Source organism: Halorhabdus tiamatea SARL4B (genome assembly GCF_000470655.1).
In the GTDB taxonomy this organism is placed as follows: Archaea; Halobacteriota; Halobacteria; order Halobacteriales; family Haloarculaceae; genus Halorhabdus; species Halorhabdus tiamatea.
The window spans coordinates 2,285,187-2,299,747 of the sequence record NC_021921.1; the positions used below are offsets into that span (position 1 = coordinate 2,285,187).

The following is a 14,561-nucleotide window of genomic DNA, read 5'->3' on the forward strand; positions in this document are numbered from 1 at the left end:
GCCGGACGCCGGAGTGCATGTCACGAACCATCGCCGGATTGTTTGCCGTGCTGTTGGTCGTCGGCGGCGTCGCGGGTGTCGCCGTTTCCCCCGCCGTTGGGGGGCCCGCCGCGACCGAGACGACTGTCGACTGTTCGTTCCCGATCACCGTCACCGACGCCAGCGGGGCGAACGTGACCGTGAGCGAGGAGCCACAGCGAGTCGTCACGCTCGCACCGAGTGCCTCCCAGGTCGTCTGGGAACTCGGTGCCGAAGACAGGGTCGTGGGGATGCCCGTCAACCCCTACACGAGCTACCTGAACGGATCGAGCGAGAAGACGAACGTCGTCGATGAGGAGGGCCAACCCCAGGTCGAGACGATCATCGGTCTCGAGCCCGATCTGGTGCTCGCGCCGAACGTCATCAGTCCAGATGCGGTCGGACAGCTCCGGGACGCTGGCGTGACGGTCTATCGCTTCGAGAGTGCGAGTTCGATCGGAGACGTCGTCGAGAAGACGCGACTCACCGGGCGACTGCTCGGCACCGACGAGACAGCCATGGAAGTCAGTGCCCGGACACGAGCGACCGTCGAGGCCTACCGGAACGCAACCGCGAGCCAGGAACGGCCGACGGTCTACTACGCCATGGGCGGTGGCTTCACCGCCGGCCCCGGCACCTTCATCGGCGACGTGATCGACGCTGCCGGCGGTGACAACGTCGCCCTTGCCGCAAACATCAGCACCTACGACACCATCAACACCGAAATCCTCGTCGAGGAAGACCCCGACTGGATCGTCGTCTCGGGGGAGTCGCCGATCCCGTCCGATCCCGCGCTCTCGAACACGACGGCAATTCGGGAAAAGCAGACAGTCCGCGTCGACGCCAACTTCATCAGCCAGCCCGGACCGCGGGTGACCCAGCCGCTACGGACGCTGGCGACGACGTTCCACCCCGAGGCAGCAGCCGACGTAACCGTCGATCCCGCAACGGTGTCGGCTCCGATCTGTGCGGCCGACGCCACGGAGCCGACGACGACCGAGTCAGTAGCGGAACCGACGACGGAGCCAACGACCGAGACGACGACTGCGTCACCCACTGAGACGACGGCCGAGCCGACGACGATCGATACGGTCACCCTCGACACGAACCAGACGACGGGTTCGACCACCGAGACCACGACCGCCACCGGTCCCGGATTCGGGGTCGTGACGGCGATCGTCGCCTTGCTCGGTTCTGGGCTGTTCGTCAGACGGGATTGACTCGCTTTTGGCTGCCTGTCGACACCTGGAGTCGGTGTCTCCCGACGGCGACCAGTAAGGGGTTTACCCCTGGGCCGACGACCGGGACACATGGTCGAAAACGTCATCTGGCCGGCTGCCCTCGACGCCGAGTTGACGCGCAGCGAGGGGCGACGGGTGCCCCAGGATCTCGCGGTCGAGGAGCCGACAGTCGACGAGATCGCACAGGCGGTCCAGCAGGTCGGCTACGACGCGGTGATCGAGCGCGAGAAGACCTACTCCCGCGAGTACGAGGCTCGCGGGCGCGTACTGGTCAAGGACGCCGACGACGCGACCAAGAGCGACCTCCTGGGAGCCGTGGCGGCCTACGTCGCCGCGCTCCGCGAGTGATGCGCCGGGCCGGGGAGGTTCGGGGGATCGCCCAGAGTGTGGCCGTCGTCCAGTGCCCCGAGGAGACTCACCCGGACATCGGGACGATGGTGATCGACGAATCGCTTGACACCGTCGGTCGCGTGGTCGACGTCTTCGGACCGGTCGAGCGGCCGTACCTCGCGGTTTCGCCGGTCGACAGCGTTCACCCGCCCGCCCTGGTCGGTCAGCCGCTGTACTATCGGTGAGGACTACGACAATCACTTGCCGGCCTGGACGGCCCGCGTTGCCGGACCGAAATCGCTTTTCCCGACGCCTCCCCCACGAACTGTATGGCTCGCGACCGCGGACTCACGCTCTCGATCTCGGTGATCGTCTCGATCTTCCTCGCCGTCCAACTCGGCGCACTCGCGCTGGTCGATCCCTTCCAGACGGCCGGGCTCCAGCCGGTCGAAGACCCACAGAACCCACTGAACACGCTACTGTACATCGGGGCGATCCTGGTGATGACCGGCGTGATGCTCGCCGCGTTCCGATACGACGTCCAGTGGGCGATCCGTGGACTCATCGTCGCGACCAGTGTGTACATCGCCCTGATCGTCTTCTCGATTCTGCTGCCGCCCGTCGTGACGATTCCCGTCGCCGGTGGGCTCCACGGCCCCGCCTGGCTCGGCGCGATCGGCCTTGGGATCGCAGTGTTCGCCTATCCCGAGTGGTACGTCATCGACGCCGCGGGGGCGATCATGGGCGCGGGGGCGGCCGGGCTCTTCGGGATCACGTTTGGCGTCTTCCCGGCGCTGGTGTTGCTTTCCGTCCTGGCGGTCTACGACGCCATCAGCGTCTACGGCACCGAGCACATGCTGACGCTCGCCTCCGGCGTGATGGACTTACAGGTCCCCGTCGTGCTCGTCGCACCGACGTCGCTCGGCTACTCCTTTCTGGACGACGACGGACCGATGGTCGACGATTCGAGCGAATCCGGCTCGGAGGCCGACAGTGACGAGGCCGATGTCGCTGCCGAGACTGCGGCCGACGAGGACAGCGACGACAACGAAGACGCGACCGACGAGAGCGACGACCCGCTTGAGGACCGCGACGCGCTGTTCATCGGCCTCGGCGACGCGATCATCCCCACAGTGTTGGTCGCCTCGGTCGCCTTCTTCGCCGGTCCGGCGGTCCCGACCGTCGGCCTCGGCGGTCTCTCGGTCGCGGTGCCCGCCGCCACCGCCGTGATGGGGACGTTCATCGGGCTGGCCGTGCTGTTGCGCATGGTCCTCGCCGGGCGAGCTCACGCCGGGCTCCCGCTGTTGAACGGCGGGGCGATCGCCGGCTACCTCGTCGGCGCACTCGCTACCGGGATGGGCCTGCTCGAAACACTTGGCCTTACGCCGTATCTGTGAGATCACGAGTCACGTTCCGGCATCCGACCGAAAGCAAACGAATCTCAGCTGAAAGTCCCCGCGTCGTTGCCCAGCCGACCGCCGTCCGTCACCGTAGCGTGCCACCGCCGAGCCAGTATGCCACAACCGCCCGCCAGGACGCCAACAGAACCAGTCCGATGACGATAGAGATCAGCAGAAAGCTCGGTGAGAACGACCCGTGGAACAACGACGATGCCCGGAGAAGCTGGCCGATCAGCGCCGCGGTGATCCAGGCCGGAACAGTCCAGGAGACCGCCCTCAGGACGGATCGACGTGCGTCAATCGTATAGAGGCTGCCGAGCATCGCAGCGACGACCCAGCCGACCAGAAAGGGGGCCATCGTGCCGACATGTCGCCCAACGTTCGTGAGTGATTCGCCATGGCCGAGGACTGCCCCGACGAGGACGAACGCCGCGATCGCGACGACGTCGCCGGCGGCGAGGATCGCGGTCGTCCCCGAGCGGTCGACCCGCTTTCGGAGCGTCGCGGTCACAGTACTCATACCTGCTTCGAGCGCGGCCGGAAACTTGGGCGTTCCCGTTTCGATCGATTGTTCGCCGCTGGGACGATAGCTCCCACGTCGTGAGGGCGCTACGATCGTGTAGACAGATTTCACACGGTTCGATGCCGCTCGGTCGTGGGACAGTTCCTCTTCAGCGCCGTCCTGTACCCCTCCGATTTTACTCCACGAACCGGGTTCTCCATTTTGATAATTTGAAAGATGTGTTTATATTTCTCGGTAGGAGAAACCTACCATAGCGTCAAGAGGTGCCACCAACGCCACCGTGATTCCCATGAGTGTAACGCCGGCAGACGAGACGTCAGAGTGCCAGCCCGAACCGTTAGCAGACCGTTACAGTCAGTTGCTCCTCGACGACGAGGACCCCATCATTTACGATCGTGAGAACCACGCTGCCTGGGTGCAGTCGTCTGGAGCGGTATCTCTCCTGGAGTACCGGTAGGATCCCGGACTCGACCGGTTGCGCCGGCAGACGCATCGGTCTCGTGCCCTCTCAATCTGACGCCGCCGAGTCGGGACACGAATGGACGGTAACCAGTTCTTACCGGTCCGGTCGACTGGCTTCCGCCGGGCGGCGTTCGGCGTCAATCACTTGTCGCTCCGCATCGGACATCCGGCTGTGGAATACTCGTTGCTCGGCTGGCCCGCCGACGCCCCGACGCTCGACCTCCATCACGAACGGTTCGCGTACGCGGGGAAGTTCGTCGTCTCCAGTACCGGAAAGGCCGTCGTGCGAGCGGACGGCTCGATCGTCGCGGCGGCCGCCTTCGATCCCGACCGAACCGACGAGGACTGTCTCCGGATCCGGTACGTGACTGTCCGCGAAGACCGACGTGGTGCGGGAATTGGATCCCGACTCCTCCGGTTCGTCGTCGTTCGAGCCCACGAACGGGGCTTCAACGAAGTGAAAGCCGGCGTCAACAATCCGCTGGCCTACGAGGCCTTCTACAAGGCCAGCCTGGCCTACACTGGCGAGCAGACGGGGCTGGCCGAACTCGTCGTCTCGACAGCCGCTGATCGGGACGCCGAGCGCTACCGTGCGGGACTTTCCACCTACCGAGACCGAGATCTCACCGAACAGGCGAACGCGTTTCTCGACGCCCGCGAAGACGGCGATCCACCGGCCGTCGTCGACGTGCCCAGCGTAGAGTCCTGACACAGTGCCGGTGACTGCCGACTCTGTCGAGGCGGGGGATTCAAACCCGTTTGGCGTGTTACTCCGGCTAATGGGAAACGCTGATCTCCGGGACATCGCCGTCATCAAGGACGTCTCCTTCGAGGAACTGGGCGGCTCGATCGTCGCCGTCGACGCCCACAACTGGCTGTATCGCTACCTCACGACGACGGTCAAGTGGACCAGCGACGATATTTATACCACTGCCGACGGTGAGGAAGTCGCCAATCTCGTGGGAGTGATCCAGGGCCTGCCGAAGTTCTTCGAGGCCGACGTCACGCCCGTGTTCGTCTTCGATGGCGCGGTCACCGACCTCAAAGACGACGAAGTAAAGCGCCGGCGCGAACAGCGCGAACAATACGAGGAAGACTTAGAAGCCGCCCGCGAGGAAGGTGATGCGATCCAGGTCGCCCGCCTCGAATCCCGAACCCAGCGACTCACCGACGTCATCATCGAAACGACTCGTAAACTCCTCGGGCTACTCGACGTCCCGATCGTCGACGCCCCGGCGGAGGGTGAAGCCCAGGCCGCCTACATGGCTCGACGGGGCGACGCCGACTACGTCGGCACGGAGGACTACGACGCCCTGCTCTTTGGCGCACCCTACACGCTCCGGCAACTCACCAGTTCGGGCGACCCTGAATTGATGGACTTCGAGGCGACGCTCGCCGAACACGATCTCTCCTGGGAGCAACTCGTCGACGTCGCGCTGCTCTGTGGGACGGACTTCAACGAGGGTGTCCGGGGCTACGGTCCCAAAACCGCGGTGAAAGCCATTCGCGAGCACGGCGACCTCTGGGGCGTCAGCGAGGCCGAGGACGTCTACGTCGAGAACGCCGACCGGATTCGGGATCTCTTCCTCGACCCGGCGGTTACTGACGAGTATTCGCTCGAGACCACGATCGAACCTGATCTGGCGGCCGCCCGCGCGTTCGTCACCGACCAATGGGAGGTCGACACCGACGAAGTCGCTCGCGGATTCGAGCGGATCGAGTCCTCTGTCGTCCAGACGGGACTCGACGACTGGACCTGACGGAAAATCGAGTCGAAACGCCGATTACTGCGAAAATCCGAGACTGCGTCAGACCTAGATCTCGCTCTCGAAGTCCGACAGCGAGTAGGCCGGCTCCGCACCGCGGCGATCGAGCGTCTCGTTGGCGAGCAACCAGTAGACGACGCTCAGTGCCTTGCGACCCTTGTTGTTGGTCGGGACGACCAGGTCGACGTTGCCGGTCGTGTTGTTGGAGTCACACATCGCGATGACCGGGATGCCGACCGTGATGGCCTCCTTGACGGCCTGGGCGTCGCCGATCGGGTCCGTGACCACGACGACGTCCGGTTCGATGTAGCCGTCGTAGTCCGGATTGGTCAGCGTCCCCGGGATGAAGCGGCCGGTCCGGGCGCGTGCGCCGACGGCGTCGGCGAACTTCTCGGCCGGGAAGCGACCGTACTGCCGGGAGGAGGCCACGAGGATCTGCTCGGGGTCGTAGTTGGCCAGGAAGTCCGCAGCCGTGCGGATGCGCTGGTCGGTCATACTCACGTCGAGCACGTACAGCCCGTCGGTCCGGACGCGGTGGATGAACCGGTCCATGTCGCTGGTCTTCTGCTGGGTCCCGATGTGGACACCGGCCGAGAGGTAGTCGTCGACCGGGATCAGCAGGTCTGCCTCCGACTGGGCGTCCGGCATGACGTTCTCGTCGAGCTGGGCCGGACTCTCTTCGGCCGCGTCGTTCGTTCCAGCGTCGTCCTGTGCCCCGACCTCGTCGTCGCCCGACGGCTCCTCGCCGTCCGCCTCGGGCGCGCTCTCCTCGGTTACCACGCCGGCGTCGTCGGGCTCCGAGGCGGCCTCGGTCTCGTCTGCCTCGATGTCACTTTCCTCGTCGCTCATGCGTTCTCTTCGATCCTGATGAGTTCGTTCAGCTTGGCCGTCCGCTCGCCGGCCACCGTCCCCGTCTTGATGTAGGGGGCGGCCGCGCCGACGGCCAGGTGGGCGATCGTCGTGTCCTCGGTCTCACCCGAGCGGTGGGAGACGACCGACTCGATACCGTTTCGCGAGCCGAGTTCGATCGCGTCGACCGCGTCGGTCAGCGTCCCGATCTGGTTGGGCTTGATGAGGATGGAGTTCGACGAACCCAGGTCGATGCCTTCCTGGAGGCGCTCGACGTTCGTCACGTAGAGGTCGTCGCCACAGATGAGCGTCTGGTCGCCGACGCGCTCGGTGAGTTCGGCGAAGGCCTCGAAGTCGTTCTCGTCGAGGGGATCCTCGACGTACGCGAGGTCATACTCCTCGACCATCTCGACGACATAGTCGATCTGCTCCTGGGTCGAGCGGTTGGGCTCTCCCTCGTAGACGTACTCCTCGCCGTCGTACATCTCGGCGGCGGCCATGTCCAACCCGAAGCTGATCTCGAAGCCGCGCTCGTCGCTAATGCGGTCGGTCGCCTCGGCGACGACCTCGAAGGCCTTGTCGTCACCGATCGGCGGGGCCCACGCGCCCTCGTCGCCCTTGTTGACGGGCACGCCGCGCTCCTCGAGGATCGAACTGATCTCGGCGTGGACCTCGGCGTTGGCGAAGACGGCTTCCGTCACGCTCGGTGCGCCGACGGGTGCCGAGAGGAACTCCTGGATGTTGGTCGCTTCTTCGGCGTGTTCGCCACCGCCGACGACGTTGCCCAGCGGAGTCGGGAACCGGTCGCCACGGAAGGTGCCACCGAGGTGCTGATAGAGGGGCGCACCCAGGACGTCGGCACCGGCCTTCGCGGCGGCCATCGAGATGGCGACCGCGGAGTTCGCGCCGATCTCCGAGAAGTTGTCGGTCCCGTCGGCGGCGTGCAGCGCCGCGTCGACAGATCGCTGATCGCCGGCGTAGACCTCGCCCTCGAGTCGGGGGACGGCCAGGTCGCGGGCGTTCGCGATCGCCTCGCTCGGCGGCAGTTCGATCGCTTCGTGTTCGCCCGTGGATGCGCCACTCGGTGCGGCGGCACGGCCGAAGCCACCGCTCTCGGTGGTGACGTCGGCTTCGACAGTCGGGTTTCCTCGTGAGTCCAGTACGCGTCTTAGTGTTACGTTCGTGATTAGCGTCATCGTTAGTTACCTCGATTGACCGTAAACGGCAGGACACCAGCGTCGTACTCCTCGGCCGCGATGAGGATCGGCTGGGTCTGATCGGTGTCGATCAGTACCGGTGCTCCGTATGCCACCTGCAGCGCTCTGGCACCGAGAATCCGGGCCTTTTCGTAGCGGTTGTATTGTTCGTTCGGCATTATTGGTAGGGGGAAACCACGTCGACCAGGTCCTCGTGGGAGACGAGCATCCGGCGACAGCAGTGCCGTTCGACGCCGAGGTCGTCTAGGACTTCCTCGGGATCCTCGTCGCCCTCGCGGGCCCGTTCTTTGAATTCCTCCCACTCGCTGCCGATCACATTGCCACAGGTGAAACATCGGACCGGTATCATCATGACGTATGATCACCTCAGCGGTAAGATTTTTGGTATCGAGCGCGCGCACCCGGGCCGCCCCACTTCTTGGGTTCGCTCTGGCGCACGTCGTTGACCAGTAGCGACCGGTCGAACTCCATGTACGCGTCACGGAGTTCCGCGTCGTTGGTGTGCTGGACGAGCCCGCGAGCGATGGCCGTCCGGGCAGCGTCTGCCTGTCCCATGACGCCGCCGCCCTCGAGGCGAACCTCGATGTCCACGCCCTCTCGCAGGTCGTCGTCCGCAATGCGGAACGGCTCGAGCATCTTGAGCTTCGCCAGCTCCGGGTCGACGAGTTCGACCGGGCGGGAGTCGATCCGAATCCGCCCGTCGCCGTCCGACACTGTCGCGCGGGCGACTGCCGTCTTCTTCTTGCCTGATGTATTCGTTACCATGTTACGTTTGCTCCGAGGTCTTCCGAAAGCTCGCCCAGCTGGACGAACTTGATGTTCGACAGTCGATCCAGCGACGTGCCCTCGAGGACCTCCGTCTCGACGGGGTCGCCGTTTCTGTCCTGGCCCCCCTCGTAGGGGTTGCCCAGGTACACACGGACGTTCTCGAAGGCCTCGCGACCGCGGGGCTTCTTGTACGGAAGCATCCCGCGGATGGCCCGCTTGAAGATGCCGTCCGGGCGGGTGGGATAGGCCGGCCCCCGGTCGGAGCCGACGTCGGTCCGGGTCTTGTACGTCTCGTAGACGTCCTCGTCGCTGCCGGTGATGACTGCACGCTCGGCGTTGACGACGGCGACCGTCTCGCCGTCGAGTGCGCGTTCGGCCACCTGGCTCGCGACGCGACCCATGATGCAGTCGCGGGCGTCGACGACGACGTCCGCGTCGATGGTCGCGATACTCATCGAATCACCCGTACGTTCGAACCGTCCGGATTGTCTTCGAGTGCCTGTTCGACGTTCAGTGTCTCGCCGACCTGGTCGATCTTCCGCTCGGCCGTCGACGAGAAGTCGACGGCGGCGACGGTGACGTCCTTCTGCAGGACGCCGCTGCCGAGAACCTTCCCGGGGACGACCACGGTTTCGTCTTCCTGGGCGTATCGCTCGATGCGACCCAGGTTGACCTCCGCGTGGGTGCGTCGGGGTTTCTCTAAGCGCTCGGCGACGTCACTCCAGACGTCACCGCCGCCGTCGCGGGCGACCGACTTGAGGTCGGCGATGAGACTACGCAGTCTCGGATTACTCTTACTCATGACGTTCCTCCTGAAAAGTGCAGGGAGCAGGATTTGAACCTGCGGACCCCTACGGGACAGCGCCCTGAACGCTGCGCCGTTGGCCAAACTTGGCTATCCCTGCGAACATTGTTCGGTTCTGTCTGGCCCGTAAAACCCCTTTCGGTCGAACCGATGGACGCCGCGCTCGCACCGCGAGGGGCAGGCGACGTCGTCGTGGGGGTTCGGGGCACGGTCATCGTTATAGCTGAATCGTTTCGGTCAGTTCCTCAGCGCGTCGCCGGAGCGTGCCGACGCCCTCCTTGACCAGCGTGTCCACGTCGAAGGAACCGTCGGTCTCGACGTGGAAGACGAAGGCGTCGGTCACGTCCTCGATCTCGACCTGCGTGTCGGGGTATCGCTTCGTCAGGTCGTGATCGAAGTCCTCGGTCGGGACGAGTTCGCCGTCGTCCTCGATGACGCCCCGGACGATCTCGGCGTCGTCGTCGGCGAACTCCTCGCGCTCGCCCTGAGGCTCGACACGCTGGAGGTGTCGGTAGGAGACGGCCACGCCGCCCTGGTGTTTGGCGTGCTCCCGTCCCGTATCGAGGACGGCATCGGCTTCGAGTTCCAGCCGCTGGTCGTCCTTGAGTTCGATGATCGGGACGTCCGGTTCGGCTGGCCCAACCATCTCGTCGTTTCCGACCAGGTCGCCGGAGTAGGCCGTATCGGGGCCTTCGACGTCGAGCGCCAGCGTGACCTCCTCGCCGATCTCGAACTCGCCGACGGGCGTCGTCAGCGGAACGAGCCCGAGTCGAAGCCCGATCTGCTCGTCGAACATCACGCTCGAGTTCTCGATGACCCGGACGGTGTCGATGCTGAACGTCGGCACGTCCGCGACCATCGCCCGGCGGACGCCGTTCGCGAACGCAGGGGTCACTCCCCGGACCAGAAACCGGGCCTCGCGTTCCCCGCGCTCGATGAACGTGACGTCGTATTCGGCCATGTTAGAATCCGCTGGATTTTGGGCTGCGGGTGCCGTCGTGTGGGATCGGGGTCACGTCCTCGATGCGACCGATTTCGAGGCCGGCGCGAGCCAGCGCCCGGATGGTCGCCTGTGCGCCCGGTCCGGGGTTCTGCTGCTGGTTGCCACCGGGACCACGCACGCGGACGTGAACGCCTTCGACGCCCTGCTGGAGGACGTCCTCGGCGACGGTCTCGGCCATCTGCATCGCGGCGTAGGGCGAAGCCTCGTCGCGGTTCTGCTTGACGACCGTCCCGCCACTGGACTTCGCCAGTGTCTCGGCACCGGTCTGGTCGGTGATCGTGATGACCGTGTTGTTGAACGATGCGTGCACGTGGGCGATGCCCCACTTGGATTGCTCTCCGGACATGGCTTATCGTTCCTCCGCGCGTTCGGGGTGGAGTTCGTCGGCCAGCGGACTGTTCTCGTCGAACTCGATGGCCGCTTCCTCCTCGACGGCGACTGTCTTCGACGGGATCGACACCCGCTTGCCGTCGACGGTGACGTGGCCGTGGGTGATGAACTGGCGGGCCTGCTCGGCCGTGTTGGCCAGTCCGTTTCGGTAGGCAACCGTCTGGAGGCGACGCTCGAGGACGTCGGTCACGTCCAGCGAGAGGACGTCGTCCAGTGCGTCACCCTCGTCTAAGATGGCGTAGCGTTTGAGCCGTGCGATGAACTCCTCGCTCTCCTCGGCTGTCCCACCGCTGCCCAGCAGCTTCCGGGCCTCACGACGGTAGGAACGAAGTTCCGACTGGGCGCGCCAGAGTTCCTCCTTGTTCTTGAGGCCGTACTGGCCGATGAGACTCTGCTCGTCGGCGATGCGCTCGCCCTGGAAGGGGTGGTTGGGCGTCTCGTAGAACTTGGTGTTTGAACCGAGTGCCATTATTCTTCATCCTCCTCGGCGGCTGCCGCTTCCTCGGCCTGCTCTTCTTTGATCGCCTCGACGTTGACGCCGATGGTCCCCTCGGTCCGGCCGGTGGACTTCGTCCGCTGGCCGCGGACCTTCTGGCCGCGCTTGTGACGAACGCCCTTGTAGGCGTTGACCATCTTCATGCGGTTGATGTCCTGGCGGCGGGTGAGGTTGAGATCGTTGCCGATCTCGTGGGTGGTCTCGCCGTCGAAGAAGTCGTTGCGGTGGTTCGCGAGCCACTCGGGCACGTCGTCGGCGAAGCCTTCGACGCGCTCGACGATCGCCTCGATCTCGTCGTCTTCGAGCCGGCCGAAGGTCTCGCGCCGGTCGATGTCGGCGTCGTTGGCGATGATGCGGGCCGCGCGTTGGCCGATACCGTTCATGTCTGTCAGGGCTCGCTCGACGGACTTCGTGCCGTCGAGGTCGGTCTGTCCGATGCGGACGAAATAGCGGAGGTCCTCGTCGTCCTCCACTTCGGCCGCGTCTGGGTCTTCTGCGCTCATATGTGGTGATCTCGTGAAACGTCGTGGCGGGGATTCGAACCCCGGAGGCTTTACGCCACATGGTTAGCAACCATGCGCCTTGGGCCGCTTGGCTACCACGACTCGCGGTCACGTACTCGCGCCCTCTCGGACTCGGGGCCGACCCCCTACACGATGCGTACTCTTCCGTACCTGTCGTCGGTATATAAACGCAACGAAAGGGTCGCCGACGTGATGTGAAGGTGTATCATAGCACTTATGCTCATCTTGGTACGATTATTGCTTATATGAGTGATCGGTCCGTCGACGAATCGGACGGTGGGTGGTCAGGCGACGGGTCAGATACGGCGCGGGAGGCTACTGAATCCAAGACTGGGTGGTCCGAGGACGGATCCGAGACGGAGACCGAACAGCAACGGCTCCCCGGCCGTCACATCCTGGCGACGCTCCGGTGGGCAGTGGGTGTCCTCCGTGCGTCGCCACTCCTGGTCGTGGTGGCGCTCGTAGCCAGCAGCGTGGAGTTGTTCATCTTTCAAAGCGAGATGGAACTGTTCGTCGCATTCAGTGGCCTGCCCCGGTGGGGGATATCGTTTTTCGGCATCGTGGCGGTAGGGGCCGTCGCAGGGGTGGTCGCCGTAGATGCGCTCGAGGATCGCCACCGGACCGTCGTCGCACGGCTCGGCGCTTTCTTGGAGTCGCTCCCGGCCGTTTTGTTCACGGCGATCATATTTGCGTTCCCGATACTTTTCGGCGTCTCTTTCCTGATTTCGGACGGCTACCTGCCCTATAAGCTGGTCATAGCAGTTCTCGGTGGGTATCTGCTGGCTGAGTTTCTCGTTGTCGTTCCCGCTGTCGTCCTCGACCGATCGATGAGACAGGGACGAACAGCGTTCGCCGAGTCGAGACTCGCTGCACTCGGGTTGCTCCTCGTCCTCACGCTCGGACATGCGCCGATTGTGCGTCTCTCACCGACGCTTGCCGAGCCGGTCCTTGCGATAGTTCTCGCCGTGTGGGCTGGGGTGGTGACCGCTGTCGTAACCCTCGCGTATACCCGGATATACGTCATCTATTGCCCCAAGAAGCAACGTCAATCCGGCCACCAAGGAGGCATGCCGCAGGAGATGGAGGGTCGTCACGGCATGTGGCAACAGCAAAGCGACGGAGCGTGATTTTGTCAGCTACTGTCCTCGCTTCGAGCGGAACGACTTTCGGCCAGGGCTGTGATCCCTGTCCCGATGGAAACCGTTCTCGTCACCGGCGCGAGCTCCGGGATCGGCCGGGCGACAGCCCGCCGGTTCGCGTCGGCTGGCTGGCGGGTGTACGCTGTCGACATCGATGCCGACGGGCTCGGCGACCTCGACGGGTGTGAGACCACCACCCTGGACGTGACCGACGGTGCGGCTATCGGGCGGCTCTACGAACGGATCCGCACCGAGGCCGGGGGCCTCGACTGCGTGGTCGCCAACGCCGGGTACTGCCAACCGGGACCGCTCGAAGACCTGCCGGCCGAACGGGTCGAGCGGCAGTTCGCCGTCAACGTCCAGGGGACGCTTGGGACGATCACAGCCGGCCTGCCGTTGCTGCGGGAGCGGGGCGGATCCGCTGTCGTCGTTTCCAGCACGCACGGTCGCGTCGTCACGCCAGGCATGGGCGCGTACGCGGGGTCAAAGCACGCAATCGAGGGAATGGCCGATGCCCTCCGGATCGAGGTCGCCGGGGGGTCCGTCGACGTGACGCTGGTTGCACCCGCCTGGGTCGACACCGGATTCAGCGCCGAATCAGATCGCCATCTGTCCGGGTTCGAGCGCTCGGCTCGGTACGCTGACGTCTACGACGCACTCGAGGGAGGGGCGCTGCTCGGTGGCGGGCCGCTCGCCGTTACCCCGGATCGCGTCGCGGCGACGATCCACGACGCGGCGACCGCAGAGACTCCGGCGGCCCGGTATCCCGTCGGGCTTCCTGCACGGCTCGTCCTCGCGACGCGGTGGCTGCCACGGCCCGTACAGGACCTCGGCCAGCGCGTGTCGATCCGAATGCTCGCTGCGCTCGAACGCGTCCGGGGGGCGATCACCGAATGACCGAGTCGATCACTGTCTCGACGGGTCAGACGTTCGAGCTTCCGGTCTCGCTTTCGGCGACGATCGCAGGGGCTGTCTTTCCCGCCGACCGGGCGGCCGTCGAGGAATTACTCCCCACTGGGCTGGAACCTGTCGGAACGCGAGCCGACCGTGCCGCGATGACCGTCCTCGTCGTCCGGTACGACCGCGTCGGCAGGGAGACGATCCCGCCCTACGACGAGGTCGGCGTCCTGTTTCCGGCTGTCGAAGCGGGAACGCGGACCGTCCCCTACGTCTCGTTGCTGCGGCGACCGGCCAGCGGCTACGTCCACACCTTGCCGGTGACGACTGAACCCGCCCGGGCGTTCGGCGTCGACGTCTGGGGCTATCCCAAACTCGTCGCAACTATCGACGTGACCGACGAGGGACGGACGCGACGGGCAACCGTCACGACAGCGGAGGGGACGCTACTTTCGGTCTCTATCCGGCGGCCGCCGACCGTCCCGGCGCGGCTCTCGGGCTACAATTTCACCATCAAGGACGACAAACGCCTCCGGGAACCCACGACGTTGCGGGGTCGCGTCGGGGGGTGGTTCGGCGGGAAGGGGGCGTCGCTGTCGTTCGGCGAGCACCCGACCGGCCGGCAGTTGGACGACATCGGTGTCGGCACGGAACCGCTCTTCCGGCTGGCCGCCGACTGCGAGTTCACGATCGGCGCGGGCGAACCGCTCGGCTGATTCGGGCGGCGGCGTCC

22 protein-coding genes and 2 tRNA genes are annotated in these 14,561 nt (G+C 65.3%); 10 read left to right on the forward strand and 14 right to left on the reverse strand.

Annotation, left to right across the window (positions count from 1 at the left end; translation table 11 throughout):
- Positions 1-17: 17 nt before the first annotated feature.
- From HTIA_RS11220 to HTIA_RS11235, 4 genes are all read left to right on the forward strand, one after another.
- Positions 18-1,238: a PGF-CTERM-anchored ABC transporter substrate-binding protein gene (locus HTIA_RS11220; protein ID WP_008523749.1), complete on the forward strand. Its 1,221-nt coding sequence runs from the start codon at positions 18-20 to the stop codon at positions 1,236-1,238.
- A gap of 90 nt (positions 1,239-1,328) precedes the next feature.
- A complete protein-coding gene (gene srp19 / locus HTIA_RS11225) occupies positions 1,329-1,607 on the forward strand; it encodes a signal recognition particle subunit SRP19 (protein ID WP_008523748.1) in 279 nt (92 codons plus the stop codon).
- Positions 1,607-1,834: an H/ACA ribonucleoprotein complex subunit GAR1 gene (locus tag HTIA_RS11230; protein WP_008523747.1), complete on the forward strand. Its 228-nt coding sequence runs from the start codon at positions 1,607-1,609 to the stop codon at positions 1,832-1,834. Before srp19 ends, HTIA_RS11230 begins: the two co-directional genes overlap by 1 nt.
- Before the next feature lie 84 nt (positions 1,835-1,918).
- Positions 1,919-2,986: a presenilin family intramembrane aspartyl protease PSH gene (locus HTIA_RS11235; RefSeq protein ID WP_008523746.1), complete on the forward strand. Its 1,068-nt coding sequence runs from the start codon at positions 1,919-1,921 to the stop codon at positions 2,984-2,986.
- A gap of 88 nt (positions 2,987-3,074) precedes the next feature.
- Here the strand turns inward: HTIA_RS11235 and HTIA_RS11240 are convergent, their stop codons facing one another.
- Positions 3,075-3,509 (reverse strand): DUF3054 domain-containing protein, encoded by a 435-nt coding sequence (locus HTIA_RS11240; RefSeq protein WP_020936379.1) that lies wholly within the window; start codon positions 3,507-3,509, stop codon positions 3,075-3,077.
- A gap of 292 nt (positions 3,510-3,801) precedes the next feature.
- On the opposite strand from HTIA_RS11240, the gene HTIA_RS16870 reads away from it, so the two are divergent.
- The 3 genes from HTIA_RS16870 to fen all read left to right on the forward strand — a co-directional run bounded on the left by HTIA_RS16870 (position 3,802) and on the right by fen (position 5,734).
- A complete protein-coding gene (locus HTIA_RS16870) occupies positions 3,802-3,969 on the forward strand; it encodes a DUF7331 family protein (protein WP_008523743.1) in 168 nt (55 codons plus the stop codon).
- A gap of 177 nt (positions 3,970-4,146) precedes the next feature.
- Entirely contained in the window at positions 4,147-4,683 is a 537-nt protein-coding gene (locus tag HTIA_RS11245) for a GNAT family N-acetyltransferase (protein WP_020936380.1), read from the forward strand.
- Positions 4,684-4,753: 70 nt separating this feature from the next.
- The gene (fen, locus tag HTIA_RS11250; protein WP_008523738.1) at positions 4,754-5,734 is read left to right on the forward strand and encodes a flap endonuclease-1; all 981 of its coding nucleotides are present in this window, start codon (positions 4,754-4,756) and stop codon (positions 5,732-5,734) included.
- A gap of 54 nt (positions 5,735-5,788) precedes the next feature.
- Here fen and rpsB read toward each other — a convergent pair whose 3' ends face one another.
- From rpsB to HTIA_RS11315, 13 genes are all read right to left on the reverse strand, one after another.
- Entirely contained in the window at positions 5,789-6,589 is an 801-nt protein-coding gene (gene rpsB / locus HTIA_RS11255; protein ID WP_008523736.1) for a 30S ribosomal protein S2, read from the reverse strand.
- Positions 6,586-7,785, reverse strand: a complete 1,200-nt coding sequence (eno, locus tag HTIA_RS11260) for a phosphopyruvate hydratase (RefSeq protein ID WP_008523734.1) — start codon at positions 7,783-7,785, stop codon at positions 6,586-6,588. Before eno ends, rpsB begins: the two co-directional genes overlap by 4 nt.
- A gap of 2 nt (positions 7,786-7,787) precedes the next feature.
- Positions 7,788-7,964 carry a DNA-directed RNA polymerase subunit K gene (locus HTIA_RS11265; protein WP_008523732.1) on the reverse strand — a complete coding sequence of 59 codons (177 nt, stop codon included), beginning with the start codon at positions 7,962-7,964 and terminating at the stop codon, positions 7,788-7,790.
- Positions 7,964-8,158, reverse strand: coding sequence for a DNA-directed RNA polymerase subunit N (locus tag HTIA_RS11270; protein ID WP_008523730.1), 195 nt, complete (start codon positions 8,156-8,158; stop codon positions 7,964-7,966). Before HTIA_RS11270 ends, HTIA_RS11265 begins: the two co-directional genes overlap by 1 nt.
- A gap of 14 nt (positions 8,159-8,172) precedes the next feature.
- Positions 8,173-8,571: a 30S ribosomal protein S9 gene (locus HTIA_RS11275; RefSeq protein ID WP_008523729.1), complete on the reverse strand. Its 399-nt coding sequence runs from the start codon at positions 8,569-8,571 to the stop codon at positions 8,173-8,175.
- Complete coding sequence (locus HTIA_RS11280; RefSeq protein WP_008523727.1) at positions 8,565-9,029, reverse strand: 50S ribosomal protein L13; 465 nt, start codon at positions 9,027-9,029, stop codon at positions 8,565-8,567. Before HTIA_RS11280 ends, HTIA_RS11275 begins: the two co-directional genes overlap by 7 nt.
- Positions 9,026-9,376, reverse strand: coding sequence for a 50S ribosomal protein L18e (locus HTIA_RS11285; protein ID WP_008523725.1), 351 nt, complete (start codon positions 9,374-9,376; stop codon positions 9,026-9,028). The genes HTIA_RS11280 and HTIA_RS11285 overlap by 4 nt, the downstream gene beginning before the upstream one ends.
- 18 nt (positions 9,377-9,394) lie before the next feature.
- Positions 9,395-9,479, reverse strand: a tRNA-Leu gene (locus tag HTIA_RS11290).
- A gap of 117 nt (positions 9,480-9,596) precedes the next feature.
- Positions 9,597-10,340: a DNA-directed RNA polymerase subunit D gene (locus tag HTIA_RS11295; RefSeq protein ID WP_008523722.1), complete on the reverse strand. Its 744-nt coding sequence runs from the start codon at positions 10,338-10,340 to the stop codon at positions 9,597-9,599.
- Between the two features lies 1 nt (position 10,341).
- Positions 10,342-10,728 (reverse strand): 30S ribosomal protein S11, encoded by a 387-nt coding sequence (locus tag HTIA_RS11300; RefSeq protein WP_008523720.1) that lies wholly within the window; start codon positions 10,726-10,728, stop codon positions 10,342-10,344.
- A 3-nt stretch (positions 10,729-10,731) separates the two neighbouring features.
- Positions 10,732-11,241 carry a 30S ribosomal protein S4 gene (locus HTIA_RS11305; RefSeq protein ID WP_008523718.1) on the reverse strand — a complete coding sequence of 170 codons (510 nt, stop codon included), beginning with the start codon at positions 11,239-11,241 and terminating at the stop codon, positions 10,732-10,734.
- Complete coding sequence (locus HTIA_RS11310; RefSeq protein ID WP_008523716.1) at positions 11,241-11,771, reverse strand: 30S ribosomal protein S13; 531 nt, start codon at positions 11,769-11,771, stop codon at positions 11,241-11,243. The genes HTIA_RS11305 and HTIA_RS11310 overlap by 1 nt, the downstream gene beginning before the upstream one ends.
- A gap of 19 nt (positions 11,772-11,790) precedes the next feature.
- Positions 11,791-11,873: transfer RNA gene (locus HTIA_RS11315), tRNA-Ser, on the reverse strand.
- A gap of 164 nt (positions 11,874-12,037) precedes the next feature.
- Here HTIA_RS11315 and HTIA_RS11320 point away from each other — a divergent pair.
- From HTIA_RS11320 to HTIA_RS11330, 3 genes are all read left to right on the forward strand, one after another.
- Positions 12,038-12,919 carry a hypothetical protein gene (locus HTIA_RS11320; protein WP_008523715.1) on the forward strand — a complete coding sequence of 294 codons (882 nt, stop codon included), beginning with the start codon at positions 12,038-12,040 and terminating at the stop codon, positions 12,917-12,919.
- 66 nt (positions 12,920-12,985) lie between these two features.
- Positions 12,986-13,828 (forward strand): SDR family NAD(P)-dependent oxidoreductase, encoded by an 843-nt coding sequence (locus HTIA_RS11325; protein WP_021029551.1) that lies wholly within the window; start codon positions 12,986-12,988, stop codon positions 13,826-13,828.
- Positions 13,825-14,544 (forward strand): acetoacetate decarboxylase family protein, encoded by a 720-nt coding sequence (locus tag HTIA_RS11330; protein WP_008523713.1) that lies wholly within the window; start codon positions 13,825-13,827, stop codon positions 14,542-14,544. The genes HTIA_RS11325 and HTIA_RS11330 overlap by 4 nt, the downstream gene beginning before the upstream one ends.
- The last annotated feature ends 17 nt before the right edge of the window (positions 14,545-14,561 follow it).